Here is a 24,801-nt window from a genome sequence, read left to right on the forward strand (position 1 = left end):
GCGGGCCGAAGGTCTGCCGAGCCAGGCGATGGGGAAGGCTCCCCGCACTCTCCCACAGTCCGCCAGCTCGTCAGGTCAGGTCAGGCCGAGGCCACGGCGGCCGGTGGGGTTCAGGTTGTCGACCTGGAAGCGGTTGGGCCAGGTGCGTTCGTAGTGTTCGGCGGGGAAGTCGCTGGGGCTGGAACCGGTGAGGAAGGCGTTGCGGACTTCGGTGGCGTAGCTCTCGTTGCGGGGGCACCAGGGGGCGGCGGGGATGTAGATGACGTTGCCCCAGCCTTGCTGGTTGGTGACGGGGGCGACGCTGTGGATCATGTCGCAGTGCCACCAGACGGAGTCGCCGGCTTTGACGTCGGGGATACCGGTGAGGGCCTCCAGCAACAAGGGGTGCCATTTCTCGCTGACGGGGAAGACCTGGTTGACGGTGACGCCGCAAAAGTCGTCCTCCGGGACGTCGGGCAGTAGCGGCCGGAGCATCAGGTAAGCCATCGCCTTGGCGATCGGCACGGTGTGCAGGACGCCTTGGTCGTGGTCCATGTCGGACAGGGCGGTCCAGCCCTGGAAGGTGCGGAACGCCGAGCACATCGTCGTACCGGGGTACTGCCGGCCGGAGGTGCGGTGTGCGGCCTGCCACGGGTCGTACCGCTCGACGCTGCCGTCGAAGAGGTGCGCGAACGCCTTCTGGTTGAACTCTGTCATCCACAGATCCAGCGTGCCGGGGTCGAGGTGGGCGCCCAGACCGCCGGAGTTCGTGCCCGGTGGACGGCGCCGGATCCGGTCCGGGTACAGCGAGTCCTGGTCCGGGTCGAACCACTGGACGCCGTCGGAGCTGTACTCCCACTGATGATTCAGAAACGCCTGCACGTGCGCCATCCGGTCACTCTGCCGGGCTTCCATCTGAGCTCGTGACCAATAGATCGGGTAGATCTCGGGCTTGGAGCCGACGCTGCCGAAGAAGTCGTCCCCGGGGCCGCGGTAGTTGGTGAAGAAGTCGTTGCTGTCGACGTACTCGACGACATCACGGTCCCACGCCAGCGCCTGATCCCGCTCGAAGTGCCCGCGGACGACCAGGCAACCCCGCCGACGCAGCAGAGCCAGCTGTTCTGCCGAGACCGTGCCCGCGGCGATGTCCGCGTAGTCGATGACCGGCCAGACCGGTACGCCGTTCCCCCGCGCTGTCTTGATCTCCTCGACCTCCGCACGGACGCCGTCTTCGATGACTGCGAAGACCTCCTCGACCGTGCGTCCGGACGCTGCGATGCGGGCGCGCAGGGCCGCCTTGATCTCCTTGATCGCCGTCGGCAGGTCGGCCGGCGTCTGATCCCAATGCGGCAGGGCAGGCAATATCGCGGGATCTGCTGACATGGCGGCTCCTTCTGGTCCCGACCCATTACTTGAAGGCAACTCTAGGGCGCCTGCAGCTTTCTAGCCAAGACTCCTGTCTAGAATGATCGGGTGAATCCTGCCAAGCCTTCACTCGAACTGCTGCGCAGCCTGACCGACGAGCATGTGCTCACGGCCTTGATGCGGCGCCGGCGCATGACACGGGCGGAGCTCGCCATCGAGACCGGACTCTCGAAGCCGACGATGGGTGAGAGCGTGCGCCGGCTCACAGACGCGGGCGTCGTGGCCGACACCGGCGAGCGCAGTGTGGGCGGGCGCGGGCGCGGCCGGGTCGCGTCGTACTACGCGCTCGCTGATGACGTCGGCGTGGCGTTGGCGCTCAGCATCGCCCCCGAAGGCATCGTCGCCGAATGCGTGGACGCGTACGGCGACAACCTTGCGCGGGCCGAGCAGAAGATCGACAGACCGGCGCAACCGGACGCCGTTGCAGTGGCTGTGAACGCGGCTGTGAAGCGGGCGGGCCGGCAGGCCGCACGGCCTGCTCGGCTCGCGGTTGTCAGCGCCGCAGGACCGGTCGAGCGCGCCACCGCTCGGCTGATCAAGGTCCCCGACCAGCACTTCCCGCTCGGCGAGCTCAACCCGGCCGACCTGCTGGCGTCACAGGTGAGCGGACCAATTGTCGTCGACAACGACGTGAACTGGGCCGCCCAGGCCGAACGCGACCACCACCACGACCTACGCGACTTCGCCTACGTCTTCCTCGGTGAGGGACTTGGATGTGCCGTCGTCAGCGACGGGCAGATCCGGCAAGGGTACGCTGGCACGGCGGGCGAGATCTCTCACTTGATCACCATCGGCCCCGACGGTCGCGCCACCCGCCTCATCGACATCTTCGGCGACCTCGACCTACGCCAAACCGACTCCACTGCGATCGACGTCGACCGCCTCCTGACCGAAGCCACCGATGAACAGGCCGGTGCTGTAGTGCGCCAGGCTCTAGGGCAAGCGATTAGCGGGGTCCTTGCGGCCATCGTCGCGTTGACCGATCCCGAAACCGTCATCATCGGCGGTCCGTGGGGAAGCCATCCCGTCATCCTTGACGCCATCACCGCCGCGGCTACCCATCTCCCCCGCCCAGTTCCGATACGGGCCGCTGAACTCACCACTGAAGCATCGCTCGTCGGTGCTCGCATCGACGCCCTCGCCCGCTTACGCAAATCCATTATCACAACAGCCCACGAGATCTAGTCGCAGCACAACTCAAGTGCTCGATCGGTCCAGCACGAGGTTTGCGTCGACGTTCCAGGTCGTTGGCGACGGCAAGGTGTTGTTCGACAGCGGGGTCGTCGACCGCTTCGCCCCGGAACAGGTCGATGCGGACCTGGCCGGCGTACGCGTTCTAGATCTGGTCGGGGGCGACGGCGGTGACGGTGGATACAACGACCGCGCCGAATGTGCGGCACCGACCGCCAGCTGCTGAAGTCACATCTGCAGGGCGGACCGGTCATCGATCTGCCCCTCCGGCTAGGCCCAGTCGATCTCTGACGACTGGAACCAGATCCAACCGCGGTGGCGCCAAGTGGTGGAGTGCGGGGCCAGGCGGCTGGCGTAGTCGGGCCAGTCGGTGGGGGTGCGCGACCAGCCCTTTTCGGAGGCGCCGGGGAGGCGGGGCAGGAGCATGAACTCCAGCTCCTCTGGGGTGGTGATGGTTTCGCACCAGATGGCTGCTTCTACACCGACGATCTGGGCGTCGCTGTCGACTCCGGGTGTGATGCCGGTGGGGTTCCAGTCGATGCCGTCGCGGACCGAGATCGGGGTGTAGAACGGCAGGCCGACGCGTTTGCGGAGTTCCTCTTGGGCGGGATCCGATGATTCGGCGGCGTGTGGGGAGTCGAAGTACAGACGGCTCACCGGCGAGAGGAGCAGGCGAGATCCGTGGGCGAGGGCGCGCGGGACGTCCTGCTCGGCCTTCTTCATGTGCTCGACCAGGACCGGCAACAGGTCCGGCGGCAGCGTCGAGCTCGCGGCGTCATCGTCCATCAAGTCGAGCTGGCGCGGCTCCAGCCAGTACTGCACCACGTCGTCGGAACTGATCGACGCCCGGGCGATCTCCTGCCAGCCGACCACCCGCTTCCCACGCGCGCGAACGAGCGCGGCGGTCCGCTCCACGAACGCCGCGTGTGCCTCGTCCGCCATGCCCCACGCCTCGTCCCCACCGATATGCACATACGCGCTCTGCGGGAACTGCGGAATGACCCCATCCAGCACGTCCTCGACGAACGACCAGATCTCCGGCCGCTCCGGATCGAGGGTGTTGAGCGGGATGCTGGTTCCGTTGCCGAGATCGACCGACCGCAGCTCGGCCGGCGCGAGTTCGGGGTACGCGCTGAACACCGCGGTGGTGTGCCCGGGCATATCGATCTCCGGAACCACCGTCACGAACCGCTCGGCGGCGTACGCAACCAGCTCCGCCAGCTCGTCCTGGGTGTAGTAGCCACCCGGGCGGTCGCCGATCGCGCCCTTCGCGCCGACATCGGTCAGCATCGGTCGTGACGGCACCTCGACCCGCCACCCCTGGTCATCGGTGAGGTGCAGGTGCAGCACGTTGAGCTTGTACAGCGAGAGCATGTCGATGACCCGGCGGACCACGTCGGGTGCGTGGAACGTGCGTACGACGTCCATCGACAACCCTCGCCACGCGAACCGGGGCCCGTCGACGACGCGGGCGGTCGGCAACGCCGCGACACCGTCCTGTGCGTGGGCCGCGATGAGCTGCCGCAGCGAAGTGAGCCCGCGATGCACCGCCTCCGCCGTCGGACCCCAGACGCGCACTCCCTCGCCGGTGATCTCCAGTCCGTATCGTTCGTCGGCGCTCGCATTGTCGGCCCGCAGACCCGCGGCGGGGGCGACCTCGTCGAGGCCGGTCGAGTCGATCAGCACCGTGATGCCGGTTGCTTCACGGGAGAGTACGACGTCAGAGTCGAGCCGGACGTCCTCGATGAAGCGCGCGGCGGGGCCGGCGAGCTCAGGTGACTGAACGACGACGCCGACCGTGCCGCCGACGGCGAAGGTCCCGCCGGCCGTGGCCGTTGTGGCGGGTGCGGGGATGAGCGGCAGGTTCATGAGGCTCCCGACAGACGTGGGCCGGCTGGCATTGTGGGCAGCGTACTTCCCGGCGCTGGCGGATTCTCTCCGACTCTGCCAATTCGCCGTTTGATGGTGACATCGCGTTCAGCGTAAGGCCGCAGCCACACCGCCTTGGGTTACGTGGCTTGACAAGAGTCGATCGCTCGTGCGAGCGCGCCCCGACCAGTGATGAATCCAGTTCGGCCTCGCGATCAAACACGTGTCCACCGTCTGGGATTGTGACTAGTTCGCGTGTGACTCCTGTGCGCCCGAGCGCGGAGGAGGGGATACATCGTCGTCTCAAACCTTCCCTTGCGAAGCACGATGCGGTCGCACTCAAGCTGAGGCCGTCGCGTTGCGCGCGGAGAGAAGCTTCCAGGCGACACGCTTTTTCACTAATGCTCCGACCGGGCCTCTGGAACTCGTTCAAGTAACCGCGAGGTTGCACCAATCGGTCTCACCGTGGGCAATCAGGCTGTCAGCGACCAGCACTGCCGCGCGGGCTTGGAAGAGTCCCCGGTCGCCGACCACGATGTCGCCCCAGTGCAGGTCGAATGCGTAGTCCTGACGGTACGGGACACACTTGCCGTCGCTCTTGCGGATGACTTCGATGAGGATCTCGACGGATTGCTGCGGCGTCGCGAGGTGATCCAGAAGTGCGTACCCCTTGAAGCGGCCCCACGCGGCATACCTCGAGTGGCTGAATCTCAGCTCGACGTGACCGACGATTGATCGTTCCGCGGCCAGTGCGATTCGGCGCGAGTGGATCGTGATGGCGTCCCAGGAACAGCCTGCCTGATCAGGATCCGCACCATCGACTACCGAGGTCGACGGCCAGGGAGAGGCAGCGGCGTTCGCCGTCGACGGGATTCCGGTGGCAGACCGAGCAACGCCCGGCACATGGGTACGGCGTTTGGGCCACGCGTCACCGTGCTGAGTGATGTTGGCGGCCTCCAGGATTCTGGTTAGTGTGCCGGGAGGTAGGGCAAGCACTTGTTCATATCCCTCAACGACCGTTTCGGACGGCATCTTCGCGCCGTTCTCGTACTCCGATAGGACCGAGTGCGAAGAGTAGTTCAGCCGGCGTGCCATCTCGCGCAGGCTCAGCCCGGCTGTCAGTCGAGCCGCGCGCAGCGCCGCTCCGACAGTCTGCTCCGGTGACGGGTTATTGCTGTCCAAGACATCCATCGGTTACCGCCGCACAACTAAGGCTGGGCAATCAGTATGCCAATCAGTGCAATGCCGTGGAAGCTCTGGCGGCGCTGATCTGGTCGGTGGTTGGTCTTCGTGATGAACGGCAGCACCTCGTGCGACCGTCGTCTTGATCGGCCGACCCACGACGATCCGTTCGAGAGAACAGGAACCACAGTGAAGACCAGACTCAGAAGGAAGCGTGTCCTGCGGGGCGCCGGCGTCGCGATGACGCTGGGCGTGACAGCACTTCTGTCGGCGACTTTGCCAGCCGAGGCCTACAACGGGCAAGGGGCGGCGACCTATGCGGACGCCTGGGCCCTGGGCCGGAACGGAAACTATCCGATCTTCACCTCCGACTGCGCCAACTTCGTTTCTCAGGCCATGCATCAAGGAGGCGGCTTCTCCTATATCGGCCAGAATCGCAGCAGCACCGACGACACCCTCTGGTGGGCCTCGTGGAGCGCCGCGTCGGGCTTCCGCTGGAGCCATTCCTGGTCGGTTGCCCAGGACAACTTCTACTTTCTGAACGCGACCTATCCAGGAGGATGGCAGCAGGGCACCGCGCCCGGTAGCGCGAGCTACTACTGGACACCGGACGCTGTCGTGACAGGAGATCTTCTGTACTACGACTGGCAAAGCGACGGCTCGCTCGACCACGTCTCGATGCAGGTCGGGTGGGGAACCGATCCCACCAGCGGATGGAGCGGCAACTACGTGGACCAGCACACGAACGACCGCCGACACGCCTTCTGGTCGCTGCGTCCGTACAACAGCCAATGGGCTTCGACCACTATCCATTTCATGCATATCGACTCGAGGAACAGGTGAGCTCGGCGTGACCCCCTCAGTAGCAAGGCTTCATCGACTCACTGCTCCGGCGTTCGCGGCTGCCGGCGTCATCGGGGCCATCGGTCTGTCGATGTCCGCCCTGACGCAGCATGGTGCCCGGGATGCTCAGACAGGGAGCGCAGAGACCACCTCTGCGGTGACCGCGGCAACGATCGGTGCGTTAGTCGTTCACCAGCAAGCGTATGCATCGTCCACGCCGGCGATCCACCAGACCTCAAGCCTCCGGCAACCGACCACCGCCGTCGGCCTCCAGAAGGGACAACCACCAGCCGCAAGCTCAGCCACAGGACGAGCGACGAAGGTCGCGACTGTAGGCCGCAACTTCACCGGGACTGCGGCGCTCCAGGAAGTACGTCTGGTGGACGCGATCCGGCAGGCCAGCGCAAGCCCAGCCTTCAGGAGTCTCGATGGCGGAGTCTCCCGCGTCGCGATCGATTCACTCAGCATCGAGGGCCAGCATGCACGAGTACACGCGGTCGCCACCATGTGGTCGTCGGTCGCGCAGCGGCAGTCTGACGGCCGGTGGATCGTTGCTACGCCCAAGAACACCCTGCAGGTGATGCTCGGGCTGGATCCGGACGCGGACGGACAGTGGAAGGTTTCCACGTTCACTTGGACGTTCGCGCCTGGCTCGGAGCCGTAGCCAGGCCGCGAAAGGAGCTGCAGCACCATGAAAACTTTCGTGCTTCTCGTACTGGCTGGCGCGGCTATGGCTGCCGGCATGCCGGTCATTCTCAAGAGAGCCGCGCGGCATAACCCATTGCACGCGGACACGGACTTTGCACACTGGAGCCGCACCGACGCTGAGGTGATCTCGACACTCCGTGTCCGTCAACGCATCTTCCTGCGGGTCCGCTTCGCAGTCGGCACATCGATCATCCAGACCGACTTGGAGCTGCCGCTCAACGAAGAGGTTCCCCATACGGGCCGGCGCGTCCCGATCAGGTACGACCCCACCGCTCCGGCACGTGCCACGTTCGAACACCCCGGGCCGCACGCCGCCATCCGACGAAGGCGGCCTAGGCGAGCTGGATGAGTCTGACCCGAGCATATCGCTGCCATCTGCGGCCGGGGCAGGTATGCCCAAACTCCAAACATGGAGCCTCAACAAGCAAGGTCGCCAGCAGAAAGCAGACGTTGACGCGATTGGGCGCACGGCGCACTCTTGACCCGGGATCTCTACCACTCCCCATCCAAACTACGCCGCGATGACCGATGGTTGCCAAGGGGACAGCTACGCCAAGCAGTGAGCACAGGAGTTCTACTGTGTTTCGGCAGTCGACACCGTTGTCGACGGCAGATGGAAACTGACCCCAGGCGTCTGCTGTGGTCAGGTGGAGCGTGTCGTCAGCTCTCATCGCCACTGCCCTGGTCTACGTAGCTGTCGTCGACTTCGAGGGCGCTGATGATCCGGTCGAGGCTGCCGAGGACCTGCCGGCTCATCTCCGACAGCCTCTGCCGCGGGTCTCGGCGGCGGGGACGGTCTGCAGAACACGATGGCGGTGTACACATGGTGCTGGGGAGTCGGCGGTGGTGATGACCATGGACAGCTCAGGCGTGACCCGTTCGGGATCGTCAACGCCGGCACTCACGGGCATCGCCGGAACCTATGACCTCGCGGCCCTCAAGTCGATCAAGCAGCGGGTCGAGGAAGCTGTCCGGTTTCTCCACTTCCTGCGTCACTGGCCGGACTCAGGGCGGCCTCTTGACAGCCAGGATTCTCAGAAGGTGCGGAGAGCGGCCGACAGTGCGGGATGACATATATGGTCGAGCTTTTGGCGGTCTGTTGCCTAGTACCCCATTCGGAGAGATGCTCTACTCCTCGATGATGCTGGTGCCGGTCTGATGGCCGCGAGACTCCGACGCCTCGCATGCCGTCGACTACCCTCGCCACTCACCCTTTACGCACCTGAATCAGCGAGAACCGATGGTCAACAACACGAGTCGTTGCACACCCGCACCTCGAGAATCCGCAGGTCACGGCCAACATTGCGAACTGGCCGCAACTATCGATCATCCTCGGCCGCAAATCAGTGGGTTCGAGTCTGTGTGCTCCTGATCCATAGCCAACGGTCAAGCTCTTGTCGCTTCGCGCCCACGACCATCCGCGGATTGTCGAGGCGCTGCGCAAAACGACAGCCCAGGTCTCGCTGATCGTCGATCGACAGGCCGCATCAGTGTCGTCTCGAGAGGCCGCAATGCACTGAGTTATCCACAGAGCCCAGATCTGAAGTTTCGCCTCCCCGAACGTTGAGCAGCGTTGGTGCTCGACGATCGAGGAGGTTGTGGGTGGCGTTCGCGAAGGATCAGTGGACGAAGGCAGTCAAGCAGGCCGATGGGACGGTGAAGCGGGAGCGGGATGAGAAGCGGTGGGGGCGGGGGAAGAGGTGGCTGGGGGTCTGGACTGATCCGCACGGCAAGGAGAGGTCGCGGGCCTTCGAGACGAAGGTCAGGGCGGTCCAGTACGCCACGGGCATGGAGACGGATCGGGATCGTGGGGATTATCTGGATCCCAACGCCGGCAAGGTGCGGCTCGACGAGATCTGGCCGCGGTGGATGGGGTCGCGGACTGTCGACCCGGCTACTGAGATTCTGTACGAGTCCAAGTGGCGGCTGCATGTACAGCCGATGTTCGGGCGGCGGATGGTCAAGAGCATCCTGCCGTCGGAGATCGCCGTCTGGTTGACCGATCTGATCAGCGCATACGGTCCTTCAACGGCTCGGAGCGCTTGCCTGATCCTCAACGGGTGCCTCGAGCTCGCGGTCGCCGACGAGCTCATCAAGCGCACCCCGGGCCAGTCGAGGATCGTCAAGAAGCCGGCGAGACGATTGTCCGACGTCGTGGCGTGGTCGGACGAGACGGTCGACAGCATCATCGAGCCACACCCCGAGGAGTTCGGGCTCATTCCCATCATCGGCTCGGCAGCAGGCCTGCGTCAGGGCGAGATGTTCGGGCTCTCGGTCGACGACTTCGACTTCGAAGAACTCGTCATCCGGGTTCGGCGTCAGGTAAAGCGGCTCGGCAAAGCGTATGTCTTCGCGCTGCCGAAGAACGACAGAGAACGCCTCGTGCCGATGTCAGCGTCCTTGGCGAAGATGGTCAGGGAGCACATCGCACGTTTCGGTACGACGACAGTCTCGCTGCCGTGGGAGCAGCTCGACGGCGAGATCCAGGACCACGCTCTCCTGTTCATCTGGTCAGACAGCAGGCAACTCCGCGCACGCCTGTACGACCTAGTGGTCTGGAAACCCGCACTCGTGATGGCTGGTGTCATCCCGCCACCGGTCAAGGACACGCGAGGTCGTCGACGTTACAAGGCCGACCGCACTAGCGGTCTGCACGCGTTGCGCCACTACTTCGCCAGCATCACCCTTGCGGACGGGATCAACATCAAGGAGCTGTCGGAGTACCTCGGACACCACGACCAGGGGTTCACGCTCCAGATGTACACCCATATGCTCCCATCGTCCTACGACCAGGCCCGGCAGGCAGTGGATCGCCGACTGGAGCAGCTGACGGAGCAGGGACGGAGCAGAGGTGATCACGGCCCCGAGGACGGACCGTTCGATGCTGGCCCGGGCCTGATCTGACGAACAGCCGCGTAGGCCGGAATCCCTTACAGATAGGGCTATTTCAGTTCCGAGGATGTCTTGCCCAGGAGGCGGCGGGCGACGATCAACTGTTGGATTTGCTGGGTGCCTTCGAAGATGTCGAGGATTTTGGAGTCTCGGGCCCATTTCTCGAGGAGTTCGTGTTCTGAGTAGCCGAGGGTGCTGGTGAGTTCTATGCAGCGGAGGGTGATGTCGTTGGCGGAGCGGCCGGCTTTGGCTTTGGCCATGGAGGCTTGGAGGGAGTTCGGCTTGCCGTTGTCGGCCATCCAGGCTGCTTGCAGGGTGAGGAGGTAGGCGGCTTCCCAGTCGGATTCGAGTTGGAGGTACGTCGCCGCGGCCGCGGGCTGGAGGTGGACGGAGCGGTCGTAGTCGATCTCGACCCCGGTGTCGGCCAGCAGTTCACGGGTGAGTTCGAGCGACGCACGGGCGCACCCGACGGCCATGGACGCGACCAGCGGACGCGTGTTGTCGAAGGTCTGCATGACACCCGCGAAGCCTTTGTCGGCGTCGATCTCGGGTGAGCCGAGCAGGTTGGCCGCGGGCACGCGGCAGTTGTCGAAGCGAAGAGCGGCGGTGTCGGAGGCGCGGATGCCGAGCTTGTGGTCGAGCCGTTCGACCGTCATGCCCGATGTGTCCTTCGGTACGACGAACGACTTGATCGCGGCCCGCCCCAACGACTTGTCGAGCGTCGCCCACACCACCACGGCGTCGCAGCGACCGCCCGCGGTGACGAAGATCTTCTCGCCGTCGATGATGTAGTCGTCGCCGTCGCGGCGCGCGGTCGTCTGGATGTTCGCCGAGTCGGATCCGCACCCGGGTTCGGTGATCGCCATCCCGGCCCACACACCGTCGAATCGCCGCAACTGCTCGTCCGAGGCAACCGATGCGATCGCGGAGTTGCCGAGACCCTGCCGCGGCATCGACAGCAGCAGTCCGACATCACCCCAGCACATCTCCATGATCGACAGCACCGACGACAGGTTCGATCCGTTCACAACATCTTCACCGGCGGCAGTACGTCGTACTCCGGCCGCGCCCGCGCCGGAACTGGTGCCCGAGGCACCCAATCCGTCGACCATCGCCGCGAGCATGTCCAGCTCGACCGGGTACTCGTGCTCAGCCAGGTCGTACCGCCGCGAGTTCGGCCGCAGCATCTCCGCGGCGACCTGATGCGCCTGGTTCACAAAGGCGCGGAACTTCCGTGGCGTCTCGAGGTTGATCATCAGACAAGCACCGCGCCTTCCATGACGCCGATCGCTCGCAGGTCGCGGTACCAGCGTTCGACGGGATGCTCCTTCACGAACCCGTGCCCGCCGAGCAGCTGCACACCGTCCGTCCCGATCTGCATGCCTTTGTCCGTGCACAACCGCCGTGCCAGCGCGACCTCGCGGGCGAACGGAAGCCCTTGTTCCGCACGCGATCCGGCCCGATAGGTCACGAGCCGCATGCTTTCCAGCTCGATCCCGATGTTCGCGACCATGAACGCCACCGACTGCCGATGGCTGATCGGCTCACCGAACGCCGTCCGCTCATTGACGTACGGCGTGACATAGTCCAGCACCGCCTTCGCCGTACCCAATGCCAACGCACACCAGCCCAGCCGCGACAGCCGCACGCAGTCGGCGTAGTCGTCGAGCGTGCCCAACTGCACCGCCGGCACATTCTCGAGGATCACCCGGCTGAGCGACGCCGCCCGCAGCCCCATCGACGGCTCGGCCTCGATCGTCACGCCGGGATGATCGGACTCGACCAGGAAGAGCGCCGGCCCCTGATCCTCCAACTGCGCCGCGATCACGAACAACTCAGCCTCAGCACCACGCGGCACCAGTGACTTCACGCCGTTCAACCGCCCGCCGACGGCCGTGGTCCGCAAGTCGAAAGGATCGAACAACGGCCGCGGCTCCAAGATCGCCAACGCCGCCGCCGGCACCGACGACCCGGTGAACGCAGGCAGGTACGTCGCCTGCTGCGTCTCGTCACCCCACAACGAGATCGCCGTACTCACCGCCGCCGGCGCGAGGGACGCGACCGCCTGACCCATGTCACCGTGCGCCATCGCCTCGGCGACCAGTACGCCGGTCATCGCGGACCGCTCGGTGACGATGCCACCGAGCTCCTCCGGCACCTCGATCAGACTCAGCCCGAGCTCGGCCGACGAGGCCAGCACCTTCGGATCCGTCGTACACGCGGTGTCCGCTGCTGAAGCCGCAGGACGCAGTACCTCGGCGGCGAACTCTTTCACGACCTCGACCACCATCTGCTGGTCCTCGGTCGGCGTCAGGTCGAAGCGTCCGCTCCCTCGCGCTGCCGGCAGCCGGGACGGCTTGCTGAGCTTCGACGCCGCCGAGAAACTCCGAGACAGCGCCCCAGCCGTCCGGAACCCCGTCTTGGTCGCCTCGAACACCACCCGCTCGGTCTGCTTCCGCAACCCGAACCGATCGATCGTCCGCGACCGGGCGAGCCGGTTCAGCAGCGCGACCCCCACCCCGATCGCGTCCCGCCGCCCCCGGTCCCGCGCGCGTGTCCGCTCGTCAAGGCTCATACCCGCTACTGTAAACCGAAGTTACAACCCGGGTCACGTGACCGCAGTCACACGGAGATCGCCGCCGCCTTCGCCTGGAGGTAGCGCTGCTCCGGCAGGCTGGTGGTACGCCGGGCCGCGGCAAGGTAATGCTCCTGCGCCTTCGCCGGCTCCCCCGCCCGCTCATACAGATGCGCCCGTACGGCGTCCAGACGGTGGGTCTCGGTGATGTTCTTGTTGCCGTCCAGCGTGGCGAGCAGGTCGAGACCGGCCTGCGGACCCTGCACCTGCGCGAGTGCGACCGCCCGGTTGAGCGTGACCATCGGATTCGGCGTAAGCCGCTCCAGCAGCACATACAGCGAGAGAATCTGGTTCCAGTCGGTCTCGTTGGCACTCGGCGCCTCGGAATGCACCGCGGCGATCGCGGCCTGCACCTGATACGGGCCGACCGCACTCTGGGCCAGTGTGGCGAGGATCAGCGCGGTGCCTTCCTCGATCTGCTCGCGATCCCAGAGCGCGCGGTCCTGCTCGTCGATCGGGATCAGGCCGCCATCGGCGGTCGTCCGCGCCGTACGGCGGGAGTCCGTCAGCAGCATCAACGCCAGCAGGCCCGCAGCCTCACCGTCATCGGGCAGCGCCGTCCGCAGCATCCGGGTCAGCCGGATCGCCTCGGAGGTCAGGTCGAGCCGCTGCAGTTCCTCGCCGGAACTGGCGGTGTATCCCTCGTTGAAAATCAGGTACAGCACCTGCAGGACAACCCGCAGCCGGTCCGCGCGCTCCTCCTCCGGCGGCATCTCGAACCGGCTCCCGGCCGCCTTGATGCTCTTCTTCGCCCGGCTGATCCGCGGCGCCATCGTTGCCTCGGGCACCATGAACGCCCGCGCGATCTCGCCCGTGGTCAGACCGCCGACCGCCCGCAGCGTCAGCGCGACCTGCGACGCCGGCGTGACGGCCGGATGGCAGCACAGGAACAGCAGCGTCAGCGTGTCGTCCTCGTCCGGAGCCGTGTCGACATCGGCGCCAGGGGCAACCAACTCCTCCGGCCCGGCCATCGACGCGACGCTGTCCTCGCGGCGGCGGCGCGCAGCCTCACTGCGGAACTGGTCGGTCAGCCGCCGCGTTGCGACCGTGATCAGCCAGCCGCGCGGATTCGCCGGTACGCCGTCCGCCGGCCACTGCGTCGCGGCCGCGAGCAACGCCTCCTGGACGGCGTCCTCACACAGATCGAACTGCCCGTGCCGCCGCGCCAGGAACCCCAGCACCTGCGGCGCGAGCTCGCGCAGCAAGCCCTCCACTTGCGTCATCCGCACCTCCCTCCCAGCACCCTACGCGTCAGGAGTACGACCACCCGGACCATTGATCGACCCGGATCCCGATCACCGGTCCACGCGGCGGGTCCGCCTCGTACTGCGGATACTTCGCCACCAGCAACTCCAGTGCCGCCGATCGGGCGTCCACCACCCGCGCGACGCCGTCGACCCGCACCCACCACAGATGCGACCAGTCCTCGTCGTACTGGTCGACCAGGACCGCCACGCGTGCGTTCTCCGCGATGTTGCGCAACCGCTTCAGGTCGATCGTCGTCTTCGGCTTCTGATCGATCCCGATGAACAACTCGTCCCCGCGCACCGCATACGTCACCGGTACGACGTGCGGCCGCCGGTCATCGCCGACCGTGGCCAACCGCCCCACCCGCGCCGCCGCGACCCGCGCCCGGCACATCGCCTCATCCAGTCGCATACTCCCGACCCTAAACCGCCCCACCACAGCGCCCGGCCAGACCGCTGGCGGGTTGTTTCACCGCTGGCGCCGTATAACCCGCCAGCGGTGCCACAAGCCGCTAGCCACCGGCCCACTTCGCGGAGGCGGTCAACGCTGGAGGTGGCGGAGGGTTGCGGTGGGCAGGGTCCGAGTGAGAGGCCCGATGATCGAGGCGTCGCGGAGGGCGGTGCGCGCGGCGAGGTGGCCGCAGGCGCCGTGGACGCCGCCGCCTGGGTGGATGGCGGAGCTGCCCAGGTAGAGACCGGAGATGAAGGTGCGCGGACTACCCAGACCGATGGTCGGGCGGAACACGAGCTGCTGATGCAGTTGCATGGTGCCGCCGCCGAGAGCGCCGAGGCCGAGGGCCGCGTTGCCGGACTCGAGGGCGCTCGGCCGTTGCAGATCACGCGAGATGATCAGCTCACCGAAGCCCGGTGCGAAGCGCTCGATCGCGCGTTCCATCCGGCCGGCCAGCTTGCCGGCGGACTCATCGTCGGCAATCCCTCGCGGCAAGTGCGAGTACGCCCAGACGGCCTCGGTCCCTTCCGGCGACCGGGACGGATCCGACTTCGTGGACTGGCCGATCAGCAGGAACGGCTGCGACGGCAACCGGCCGGTGTCGAGGTCGGCGGACAGATGCACGAGCTCGTCCGCCGTCCCACCGAGGTGGACCACCCCGGCGGATCGCGCCTCGGCCGACTTCCACGGGATCGGCCCGCTCAGCCGGAAGTTCAGCTTCACCGTCGGGTAGTCCCACTCGAACCGCTCGTCCAGATCCCGCCGCAACCCGGCGGGGATCGTTGCGCCAGGCAACAACTGGTTGTAGAGCACCGGAGCAGACGTGTCCGCGATCACTGCCCGGCTCACCGCGACCGTCTCCCCGGATGCCGTCCGTACGCCGGTCACTCGCCCGGATGACACGTCGATCGCCGAGACCGGAGTACCTGAGACGAGGAGGGCGCCCGCGCGCTCGGCTCGACGGACCAGAGCGCCCGAGAATGCGCTCGATCCCCCAGTAGCCACCGGATAGCCGACGTCCTGCGCCATCATCGCGAGCAGCCAGCCCATCGTGCCGCTGACGCTGCCGGACAGCGGCGAGTCGGCGTGCAGCGCGTTGCCCGCCAGCAACGCCGCTCCGCGCGGGCCGGCGAACAGTTCCTTGCCCATCCGGTGCATCGGCATCGCCATGAACCGCGCGAACCGCAGCAACTCACCCGCGGACCCGAGCTTGCGCGCCAGCTTGATGCCAGGCACGACCGGCGGCCAGGAGGTGAGCAATGACTTCAGCAGTGGCTCGCGGATCGCGACGTACTGCTGGTAGAGCCGAAGCCACGCCTCGCCGTCGCCCGGGTGGTCGGAGCCGATCGACTTCGCGGTGTCCTCCGGATCCGGATGGATCGCGACCGAGTCGCCTTCCTCGGCATCGAGCAGATGCACCAGCGGAAGCGGCGCATGCGCCCACTTCAGGCCGAACTTCTCCAACTCCAGCGCGCGCATGACCGGCGACGCCACGCCCAACGGGTAGTTCGAACTGAAACGATCACTGATCCAGCCGTCGTCCTCGGTCGAGCGGACCGCGCCGCCGAAGGTCTCGGCGGCCTCCAGCACCAGCACGTCCCAGCCCGCGTCGGCAAGGGCGATCGCGCTCACCAGGCCGTTCGGCCCCGAGCCGATCACCACGGCGTCAACACTGCGCGGCAGCATATGTCGAGCCTAACTTGACCTGGACTCGATCTCCCGCATCAGGGTGCTGAGCTCCCGGGCGCGCCCCACCATGGCGGGATCGACCATCCGGCCGTCCGGAAGGACAATGACGCCGCCGTCGGAGACCCCGGCCTTGTCGACCGCGGCCAGCAAAACCTCCGCCTCGGCGAGCTGTACGGCGGTCGGCGTGAAGCACTCGACGATCGTGGCCAGCTGCCGCGGATGGATCGCCGTACGCCCGACGAATCCGAGCGCACGGCCCTCCAGACTGGTCCGCCGCAATCCGTCGAGGTCGTTGACCCGCGGATACACCGACATCATCGGAGCGCCCAGCCCGGCCGCCCGCGACGCCGACACCAGTCGTCCGCGCGCCCACGCCAATCCTGCCGATCCGTCCACACCCAGTGCACTCGCCAGATCAGCCTCGCCGAGCGCGACCGCCACCACCCGTGGATCCGCGGACGCGATCTCGAAGGCCCGTTCCAGACCGAGCGGCGACTCGATCAGCGCGGTGATCCTTGCCGTCGGCACCTGTTCCAGGATCGAGTGGACGTGGCCCGCACTCTCCACCTTCGGCACCCGGATCCGGATCACGGGCAGGACGGCCACCGCGGCCAGGTCGTCCTCGATCCACGGCGTCCCGGGCGCGTTGATCCGAACCTCCACCGAACCAGCCGCGTTCGCCGCGATCCAGGCGACAGCCCAGCCGCGCGCGTCCACCTTGTCGTCGACCGGAACCGCGTCCTCCAGGTCGAACACGACCAGATCGGGGCCTGCGGCAACAGCCTTCGCGAACCGGTCCGGCCGGTTGGCAGGTACATACAGTGCGGTCAGCACGTCAAGCCCCCTCAGGCATCAGCGTCAGACCACGCCGGCCGCGCGCAGCGCAGCGAGTTGCTCCGGACTGACTCCGATCTCGGCGAGCACCTCGTCGGTGTTCGCGCCGTGCGGCCGCCCGGCCCAGCGGATCGACCCCGGCGATTCGGACAACCGGAACAGCACATTCTGCATCTGCACCGGTCCGCCGAGCTCGTCGTCGTCCACCGCGACGATCGTGTGCAGCGCGGCGTACTGCGGGTCGGTCATGATTCCGCGGATGTCGTGCACCGGACCGACGGCGGCCTCAGCTTTCTCGAACTCCGCCATCACCTCGTCCAGCGGCCGCTCGGCGATCCACGACCCGACCGCCTCGTCCAGTTCGTCGGCGTGCTGCGCCCGCTCGCGCCCGGTGGCGAACCACGGCTGCGCCACGAGGTCCGCACGACCAACCAGCGTCACCACCCGCTCGGCGATGCTCTGCGAGCTGGTCGACACCGCGACCCAGCGCCCGTCCGCGGTCTTGTAGACATTGCGGGGAGCGTTGTTCGACGACCGGTTCCCCAACCGCGGCTGGACGTACCCGGTCTGCTGGTACGCCGTGATCCCACCACCGAGCATCATCAGGATCGGCTCGATGATCGCCAGGTCGATCACCTGACCGGCCCCGGACCGATCCCGTTCGCGCAGCGCGACCATCACGGCGTACGCCGTGGCCAGCGCGGTGATGCCGTCCGCCAGCCCGAACGGCGGCAGCGTCGGCGGCCCGTCCGGCTCACCCGTGACGGCCGCGAACCCGCTCATCGCCTCGGCCAGCGACCCGAATCCGGGCCGGCTCGACCACGGGCCGACCTGCCCGAACGCGGTCACCCGGGCGATCACCAGCCGCGGGTTCGCCGCCAGCAACACGTCGGGCCCGAGCCCCCAGCGCTCCAGCGTGCCCGGCCGGAAGTTCTCGACCAGGACGTCGTGGGTGCGCACCAGGTCGAGGAAGACGTCGCGACCGCGGGACAGGTCGAGCGTCGCGATCCGCTTGTTCCGCCCGAGGGTCTTGAACCACAACCCGACGCCGTCCTTCGATGCGCCGTGCGTCCGGGCGGCGTCGGGCCGCGCCGGGTGCTCGATCTTGGTGACATCGGCCCCGAAGTCACCCAGGAAGGTCGCCGCCAGCGGCCCCGCGAACAGCGTCGCCGCCTCGAGGACCTTCACGCCGTCAAGTGGAGCAGCCCTCATCCCGCACACCTGAAGCCGATGGTCTCCGAGCGATCGAGACCACCACCGGTCAGCACCAGCTTGAAGCTCACGTCCGGCTCCTGCGGACCGCCGTCGGCGTACCAGTCGGAGCCCTCGGCGGCATAGTGCGAACCGCCCTTGAGGATGCAGAACCGGCTTCGCCCGTCCCGGTGCTCGCTCTCGGTCAGGTTCCACACCAGCGGCTCGGCGCGGGTGAACCCGTCCAGCCCGGCGGCGAGCTGCCACTCGTCCTCGGTCGGCAACCGCCCACCACGCCAGGCCGCGTACGCCCGCGCGTCCGGCAGATCGACGTACGTCACCGGCTGGTCCTCGGTCCCCGGGGCGGGCGCGCCATCGGCCCAGTGCGCGAGGAAGCGGTTCGGCACCAAGGGACGGTAGCCAGTCGCGGCGAGGAATGCGGCGTACTGCGCGTTGGTCACCTCGGTCGTCGCGACCGAGACACCGGAGAGCGAGACCTCGCGCGTCTCCGTCCGCAGGTCGTGCAGACGCGGCGGCAGCGGCTTCCACTCCTCCACATACGGCGCCTGGTCGTACAACCCGGTCTCACGACGCCGATGCCGCACCTTCAGCACCCGCTCCTCCGCCGGTACGACGACCACCGGGCCGAGCGACGCGTCACCGGAAACCTCGGGAACGGGCACCCGCCGGGCCGGCGCCATCGGGAACGCGGAGTCCTTCAGATGCGGACGCGGCATCGTGCCGAGCCGACGGGCGGTCGACCGGCAGGACGAGCCGGCGGTCGCGCCCACCCGGATGATCCCGGCGACGCCTCGACCCGGCACGACCAGATGGACTCCGTCGTCGTCCGAGGTGATCGGCACGCCCGACGTCACGTCGTACCAGTCGCCGACCTGATCCTCCGAGCGCAGCACGATGCCGTCGAAGTCCTCCTCGTCGCGGTTGATCAGCGTCCAGAAGGTGATGTCGGCCAGGTCGAACCGCGAACCGTAGACGCCGTGCTCGCGCGCCTTGTCCGGGATCTCCGGGGTCAATTGGATCCAGTCGCCGTTGAGCAGCACCGGCGCGAACGCCCGCTGCGCCGCGACCATCCGCCGCAGCGTGGCGCGGTCCCGCGCGTTCCAGCCGACCCAGGCCGAGAACACGGACTCCCAGACCAGCATGCCGACGCCGTTGATCCAGGCGGACTGCAACTCGTCACTGTGGTCGCGGTTCCACCGGCGGGTGTGGTGCATCATGTGCCGGCGCTCGAACAGGTGCGCACGCAGAATGCCGGGCGCGCGGGTGTCGGCGAACCACTGCGCCCAGGACAGCGCGTGGTCGCCGATTCTTGCCATCGGCAACCGCGACTCGCCCTCGAGCGCGATCGCCGGATTCGCCTTGCGCAGCGCGCGGGTGAAGGCCGGGTCGCCTTCCTTCAAGGTGTCCAGGAAGACCCCGTCGACGTCGTACTCCGTGACGAGGGCCGCGAACTCCTCGGCGTCCGAACGGGCCGCCCGGCGGGTGCCGACATCCCATGGGTTGTAGTCGAAGAACACCTTCAGCCCGAGTCGGTGCAGGTCGTCGATCAGCTGCCGCAGACCGGGCGCGTCCCGGTAGAAGTCGAACTGGTTGCGCGAGTCGATCCCGATCACCGGATAGGCGTGCCAGAGCACGACCGCGTCGTACCCACCGAAGTCGGCGACACCGTGCTGGACGAACTTCTCCGGCGTGAACCGACCGGTCTCGACGTCGTACAACTGGTCGTCCCAGAGCCAGACCAGCGCCACCGAGTACGCCGTCTGGGTCCATTCGCGACCGGGGACCTCGTAGTGGGAGCCGTCGTACGGCGTCCGGTCGTAGGCACCGATCAGCCACTCGGCCAGCTTGGCGCGCCACCGCGGCAGGTCGGCCGGGTCCTCCGGGGCGCCGAGGATCTTGGCGTCGTCGAGGAACGACAGGTCGGCCCGAAGCCCCAGATCCACCCGGGCGGGCAGATCGATGGGCCGCGGCTCGAGCGGATTCACAGGTACACCTCCGCGTAGCGCGCGTCGATTGCATCCCCGTGAGGCACCGAGGGAATCGCCCCCGCCGCCTGAACACTCAATGACGCTGCCACGGTAGCGCGTCGGACCGCATTCGTCAGGTCGCTCGACGTAATCGCTCCGGTATTTGACACGGCAGACAATGCTGCCGCCAGCACCCCACAGAACGTGTCGCCCGCGGCAGTCGTGTCGACCACGTCGACCGGTAGGCCGGGAACCGCGATCTCGTCGTCGCCGCGCGTCAGGATCACCGCGCCGGCGGCACCGAGGGTGACGACCGCGGCCGGCACCTTCTTCAGCAGCGCGGAACGGTCCGCGCCCGCGATCGCCTCGGCCTCGGTCTCGTTGACCACCAGCAGGTCGACCTCGGCGAGCAGCTCGTCCGGCAGCTCGGCCGCCGGCGCCGCGTTCAGGATGAAGTAGGAACTCGCCGCCGCCGCGTCCTGCACGGTCCGAAACGGGATCTCCAGCTGGGCCAGAACGACTTTCGCTGCGCGGACGGCAGCGGCCGCCGCGTCGGACAGCGACAGCTCGCCGTTCGCGCCGGGGGCGACCACGATCGAGTTCTCGCCACTCTCGTCGACCGTGATGATCGCCGTACCGGTCGGGGCGGAGGTCACCGAGACCAGCGAGAGGTCGACGCCCGAGCTGCCGAGAGCGTCGCGCATCAGCGCACCACCGTCGTCGTCACCGAGCGAAGCGACGATCGCCGTCCGTGCACCCGCCCGCGCGGACGCGACGGCCTGGTTGGCGCCCTTGCCGCCCGGTCCGCGGGTCATCACTCCCGCCAGCACCGTCTCGCCGGGGCGCGGGATCCGCTGGACCGGCAACACCAGATCCACGTTCGCGCTACCTACGACGACAACATCAGGCTCCACCCCGGGCCACCTCCACAGTCCTCAGTGCCAGCTCGTCGATCGCGATCTGGTTCATCCCCGGCAGGCTCGTGGCCACCCGGTTGTCAAGTGGTGTGGACCACTCTGCCGGAACCCCGCGCACAGCGCCAAACACCGCCCCCACCGTCGCCCCGGCCGAGTCGGTGTCCCACCCGCCCATCACCGAGCGGCCGACCGCGGTGGCGAAGTCCGGAGCGGTCAGCGCGTACGCCGTCAGCGCGCTGTTGTTCACCGCGTGCACCCAGTGCAGGTCGCCGTACTCGACATGCAGCGCGTCGAGCGCGTCGTCCAGCGGACGGTCGGCGAGACCCAGCCCGAAGCGAACGGCTCGCGCGATCGCTCCGTCCGCCGCGACCACCTCGAGCCCGGCGAGGGCGACCTCGCTCGGCGAGTCCAGCACCAGCGCGGCGGCGGACATCGCCGCGACCCAGAGGGCACCGTCGACGCCCGCGCCGGTGTGACTCAACCGGGCATCGACCAGCGCGACCCGGGCGGCCGCGGTGCGGTCTCCCGGATGGGCCCAGCCGTAGGCATCGGTCCGGATCTGAGCACCGATCCACTCCCGGAACGGATTGCCGACCAAGGCCGCCCTGGACGGCTCCACACCTTCCAGAAGGTTGCGGTAAGCAACACGCTCGGCGGTGAACACTCGCCCGGCCGGAAGATCGTTCAGCCAGGCCTGCGCAACGTCCTCGGTGGTCAGGGCGGAGCCGTGCCGCTCCAGCAGTTGCAGCGCCAGGATGGCGAAGTTGAGGTCGTCGTCCTCAGGCATCCCGTCGATGACCTCACGCAGGCTGGTCGGCTTCGACCGCTTGTTCCACGGCCACCTCTTCTGCACGTCCTCAGGTACGCCGACCGCCGTGATGTACTGCGACAGCGGCCACTGGCCCGACGACTGCAGGATCTCCCGGATGCCCTCGCGCGGGATCTTCTCCACCGGTTTGCCGAGCAGGTTCCCGGCGGCCCGGCCGAGCCAGGCGTTCAGCGTCCGCCGCTCGAGGTCCGCCGGTTGGCCCAACGACGGCAACTCGGGGATCACCGGCTCGTGCCACTCCTCCGCGCGTGCGTCCAGCTCGGCGAGCAGCTCGCGCGCGAGAGTCCGTAGTTCGGGAGAGGCCGGTTCGTCCGATGCACCCGACGCCGGGGCGTCCGTCGTACCGCCGGCCGCACGCCAGCGCGACTCGACGTCGGCGACGTCGACACCCTCGGATCGCGATTGGACCAGTTGGTGCGGCAGCAGATCCTCCGGCTGCACCCAGGTCAGTCTCATCGGGCTTCTTCCTTCCCCTGTTGCATCACGCGAAACGTGTGCCTGGTTCGTTGTGTCACCGCGGACAGATACTCCGTCCCATGCCCACCCGCCGCAGCTTTCTCTCCGCCACCGGCGCCGCCGCCGCTCTTGCCCTCACCGGCACCCTCGCTGGTCTTGATGCAGTAGGGATACCGCACCGCACCGACAAACGCCCGCTGTTCACTCTCGGCGTCGCCTCGGGTGATCCGCTGCCCGACGCCGTGGTCATCTGGACCCGCCTCGCGCCGGGTCCGCTCGAGCCGTTCGGCGGGATGGACGACCGCACGGTCGGGGTCGAGTGGGAGGTCGCCGAGGACGAGCTTTTCCGCCACGTGGTACGCCGGGGCACGGCCCACGCTCGCCCGGAGTACGCCCACACCGTGCACGTCGACGTCCGCGGTCTGCGCTCGTGGCGGCACTACTTCTACCGCTTCCGCGCGAACGGTCAGGTCAGTCCGGTCGGCCGCACCCGGACCGCGCCGGCACCGGCCGACCAGCCCGCGGTGTCGATGGCGGTCGCTTCCTGCCAGGCCTACTACGACGGCTTCTACACGGCGTACCAGGACGTCGCACGCCGGGACCACGATGTCGTCCTGTTCCTCGGCGACTACATCTACGAGGTCGGCGTCGGGCCGACGGCGGGCGTTCGCAACCAGCCGGTCCCGGTCGACTTCGCCGGCGAGATCTTCACGCTGGACGAGTACCGCGCGCGGTACGCGCTGCACAAGACCGACCCCGACCTGCAGGCCGCTCACGCCGCCGCGCCGTGGATCGTCACGCTGGACGACCACGAGGTCGAGGGCAACTGGGCCGGGTACATCTCCGAGGACGGCGTCCCGCACGACGACTTCGTCGTACGTCGGGCGAACGGCTTCCGGGCGTACTGGGAACACATGCCGCTGCGCCTCGACCGGTCCCCCGACGGTCCGTCGATCCAGCTGTACCGGCATCTCCGCTACGGCCGCACCGCTGACCTCAGCGTGCTCGACACCCGGCAGTTCCGCGACGACCAGACCAGCACCGGTGGCTGGCTGCCGCCGGACGAGGTGTCGCAGGACCCGGCCCGCACGATCACCGGCGATGCGCAGGAACGCTGGCTGCTCGACACCCTGCACCGCTCCAGCAGCCGCTGGAACGTCGTCGCCCAGCAGGTCGCGATGGCCCAACTCGACCGCAAGACCGGTCCTGACCTCGAACTGCCGATGGACACCTGGAACGGGTACGTCGGCTCGCGGGACCGGGTACTGTCCGGCGTCCGCGACCGGCATGTCCGCAACTTCGTCGTGCTCACCGGCGACCTGCATCGCGCCGTCGCTTCCGACCTGCGCGTGAACTTCGCCGACCCGTCGACGCCGGCGGTCGGCACCGAGTTCGTCACCACGTCGATCTCGTCCGGCAAGGACGGTGTCGACTCGGACGCGACCGGCAAGGCTCTGCTCGCCGAGAACCCGCACGTGAAGTTCCAGAGCGTCCAGCGCGGCTACCTCAGCTGCCGTCTCGACAGCTCCCAGTGGACGTCGGAGTACCGCGTCGTCGACCGGGTCATCACCCCCGGTGGTACGGCGTCCACCCGCGCCACCCTGGTCGTCGAGGACGGCCGTCCCGGAACCCACCTGGCCTGAACGGATCAGCCCATGAAACGCACCGCTCTGCTCGCCGTCCCGCTCGCTCTCCTGGTCCCGGCCGTCGCAGTTGCCAGCAGCAACAATCAGGTCGAGATCAGCGCCACCCCGCAGCCGGTCGAGGTCGTGCCGCTGCCCTGCTTCCCGTCCGGCAAGCTCACCCTTGGCATGACCAACACCGGCCGCAAGCCCACCATTGCCGACATGCGCATCAGCGGCGACTCCTCGTTGGCACTGTCCCGGCACCAGTTCTCGAGCTATCTGCCCGTCGACCAGCTGGTGAAGGCGCCGCTCGAGATCACGGTGCCGCGCGGCACGGCTCCGGCGACGCACGACATCGACCTCAGTGTCGGCCGCGAACACGTGTCCGTGCCCGTCACGATCAAGCCCGTCCCCGCGCGCGACAACCTGCTGCTCGGCGAGCAGGCCGTCGCGTCCTCCACGAACGGCGACATGAAGCTGTGCGGCGGAGTCGACGGCAACACCGACTCCGCGCAGTGGGGAGCCAGCGGCTGGCACGACGCCACCAAGGGCGTCTTCCCCGACACGTACGGCGTCGACTTCGTCCAGCCGACCACGATCGGCCGCGTCGTCGTGCAGACCCTCGACTCGGCCAAGTACCCGGCGGCCGTGATGGGGATCCGCGACTTCGACGTCCAGGTCCGCACCGGCAGCACCTGGACGACCGTCGGCGAGTTCCGCGACAACGTGCAGGGTCTTCTCACCGTGACCTTCGCCCCGGTGGCCGTCGACGCCGTCCAGCTCGTCATCCACGACTCCAACGACCACGGGTACTCCCGGATCATCGAACTCGAGGCCTACGGCAACTGAC

General features: G+C 67.7%; 20 protein-coding genes. 7 read left to right on the forward strand and 13 right to left on the reverse strand.

Annotation, left to right across the window (positions count from 1 at the left end):
• Positions 1-75: 75 nt before the first annotated feature.
• Positions 76-1,362, reverse strand: a complete 1,287-nt coding sequence (locus AB0I34_RS28150; RefSeq protein WP_360450654.1) for a DUF1479 domain-containing protein — start codon at positions 1,360-1,362, stop codon at positions 76-78.
• 90 nt (positions 1,363-1,452) lie between these two features.
• Here AB0I34_RS28150 and AB0I34_RS28155 point away from each other — a divergent pair, with 90 nt between their 5' ends.
• A complete protein-coding gene (locus tag AB0I34_RS28155; RefSeq protein WP_360450657.1) occupies positions 1,453-2,589 on the forward strand; it encodes an ROK family transcriptional regulator in 1,137 nt (378 codons plus the stop codon).
• Positions 2,590-2,605: 16 nt separating this feature from the next.
• The gene (locus AB0I34_RS28160) at positions 2,606-2,821 is read left to right on the forward strand and encodes an NPCBM/NEW2 domain-containing protein (RefSeq protein WP_360450660.1); all 216 of its coding nucleotides are present in this window, start codon (positions 2,606-2,608) and stop codon (positions 2,819-2,821) included.
• A 44-nt stretch (positions 2,822-2,865) separates the two neighbouring features.
• Here the strand turns inward: AB0I34_RS28160 and AB0I34_RS28165 are convergent, their stop codons facing one another.
• A complete protein-coding gene (locus tag AB0I34_RS28165; protein ID WP_360450662.1) occupies positions 2,866-4,464 on the reverse strand; it encodes a family 20 glycosylhydrolase in 1,599 nt (532 codons plus the stop codon).
• 429 nt (positions 4,465-4,893) lie between these two features.
• Complete coding sequence (locus AB0I34_RS28170) at positions 4,894-5,655, reverse strand: helix-turn-helix domain-containing protein (RefSeq protein WP_360450665.1); 762 nt, start codon at positions 5,653-5,655, stop codon at positions 4,894-4,896.
• Positions 5,656-5,757: 102 nt separating this feature from the next.
• Here AB0I34_RS28170 and AB0I34_RS28175 point away from each other — a divergent pair, with 102 nt between their 5' ends.
• The 3 genes from AB0I34_RS28175 (at position 5,758) to AB0I34_RS28185 (ending at position 10,101) form a co-directional block, all read left to right on the forward strand.
• Positions 5,758-6,489 (forward strand): amidase domain-containing protein, encoded by a 732-nt coding sequence (locus AB0I34_RS28175; protein WP_360450668.1) that lies wholly within the window; start codon positions 5,758-5,760, stop codon positions 6,487-6,489.
• A 379-nt stretch (positions 6,490-6,868) separates the two neighbouring features.
• Complete coding sequence (locus tag AB0I34_RS28180; protein ID WP_360450671.1) at positions 6,869-7,153, forward strand: hypothetical protein; 285 nt, start codon at positions 6,869-6,871, stop codon at positions 7,151-7,153.
• 1,646 nt (positions 7,154-8,799) lie between these two features.
• Complete coding sequence (locus AB0I34_RS28185; protein WP_360450674.1) at positions 8,800-10,101, forward strand: site-specific integrase; 1,302 nt, start codon at positions 8,800-8,802, stop codon at positions 10,099-10,101.
• Between the two features lie 38 nt (positions 10,102-10,139).
• Here the strand turns inward: AB0I34_RS28185 and AB0I34_RS28190 are convergent, their stop codons facing one another.
• The 10 genes from AB0I34_RS28190 to AB0I34_RS28235 form a co-directional block, all read right to left on the reverse strand.
• Positions 10,140-11,345 (reverse strand): acyl-CoA dehydrogenase family protein, encoded by a 1,206-nt coding sequence (locus tag AB0I34_RS28190; RefSeq protein ID WP_360450677.1) that lies wholly within the window; start codon positions 11,343-11,345, stop codon positions 10,140-10,142.
• The gene (locus AB0I34_RS28195; protein WP_360450680.1) at positions 11,345-12,664 is read right to left on the reverse strand and encodes an acyl-CoA dehydrogenase family protein; all 1,320 of its coding nucleotides are present in this window, start codon (positions 12,662-12,664) and stop codon (positions 11,345-11,347) included. The genes AB0I34_RS28190 and AB0I34_RS28195 overlap by 1 nt, the downstream gene beginning before the upstream one ends.
• Positions 12,665-12,711: 47 nt before the next feature.
• Complete coding sequence (locus AB0I34_RS28200; protein WP_360450683.1) at positions 12,712-13,947, reverse strand: DUF6596 domain-containing protein; 1,236 nt, start codon at positions 13,945-13,947, stop codon at positions 12,712-12,714.
• 28 nt (positions 13,948-13,975) lie between these two features.
• On the reverse strand, positions 13,976-14,383 hold the full coding sequence (locus AB0I34_RS28205; protein ID WP_360450686.1) for a TIGR03668 family PPOX class F420-dependent oxidoreductase: 408 nt from the start codon (positions 14,381-14,383) through the stop codon (positions 13,976-13,978).
• A 129-nt stretch (positions 14,384-14,512) separates the two neighbouring features.
• Positions 14,513-16,108 (reverse strand): NAD(P)/FAD-dependent oxidoreductase, encoded by a 1,596-nt coding sequence (locus AB0I34_RS28210; RefSeq protein ID WP_360450689.1) that lies wholly within the window; start codon positions 16,106-16,108, stop codon positions 14,513-14,515.
• Between the two features lie 9 nt (positions 16,109-16,117).
• Positions 16,118-16,945: a CoA ester lyase gene (locus AB0I34_RS28215; protein WP_360450692.1), complete on the reverse strand. Its 828-nt coding sequence runs from the start codon at positions 16,943-16,945 to the stop codon at positions 16,118-16,120.
• A gap of 24 nt (positions 16,946-16,969) precedes the next feature.
• Positions 16,970-18,157 (reverse strand): CoA transferase, encoded by a 1,188-nt coding sequence (locus tag AB0I34_RS28220; protein WP_360450695.1) that lies wholly within the window; start codon positions 18,155-18,157, stop codon positions 16,970-16,972.
• On the reverse strand, positions 18,154-20,142 hold the full coding sequence (locus AB0I34_RS28225) for an SUMF1/EgtB/PvdO family nonheme iron enzyme (protein ID WP_360450698.1): 1,989 nt from the start codon (positions 20,140-20,142) through the stop codon (positions 18,154-18,156). The genes AB0I34_RS28220 and AB0I34_RS28225 overlap by 4 nt, the downstream gene beginning before the upstream one ends.
• Positions 20,139-21,038, reverse strand: a complete 900-nt coding sequence (locus tag AB0I34_RS28230; protein WP_360450701.1) for a ribokinase — start codon at positions 21,036-21,038, stop codon at positions 20,139-20,141. The genes AB0I34_RS28225 and AB0I34_RS28230 overlap by 4 nt, the downstream gene beginning before the upstream one ends.
• The gene (locus tag AB0I34_RS28235) at positions 21,028-22,326 is read right to left on the reverse strand and encodes an ADP-ribosylglycohydrolase family protein (protein WP_360450704.1); all 1,299 of its coding nucleotides are present in this window, start codon (positions 22,324-22,326) and stop codon (positions 21,028-21,030) included. Before AB0I34_RS28235 ends, AB0I34_RS28230 begins: the two co-directional genes overlap by 11 nt.
• 80 nt (positions 22,327-22,406) lie before the next feature.
• Between AB0I34_RS28235 and AB0I34_RS28240 the strand changes: the two genes are divergently transcribed.
• Positions 22,407-23,969, forward strand: a complete 1,563-nt coding sequence (locus tag AB0I34_RS28240) for an alkaline phosphatase D family protein (RefSeq protein WP_360450706.1) — start codon at positions 22,407-22,409, stop codon at positions 23,967-23,969.
• A 12-nt stretch (positions 23,970-23,981) separates the two neighbouring features.
• Positions 23,982-24,800 (forward strand): hypothetical protein, encoded by an 819-nt coding sequence (locus tag AB0I34_RS28245; protein WP_360450708.1) that lies wholly within the window; start codon positions 23,982-23,984, stop codon positions 24,798-24,800.
• The last annotated feature ends 1 nt before the right edge of the window (position 24,801 follow it).

This window comes from Kribbella sp. NPDC050281 (assembly GCF_040655855.1).
Lineage (GTDB): Bacteria > Actinomycetota > Actinomycetes > Propionibacteriales > Kribbellaceae > Kribbella.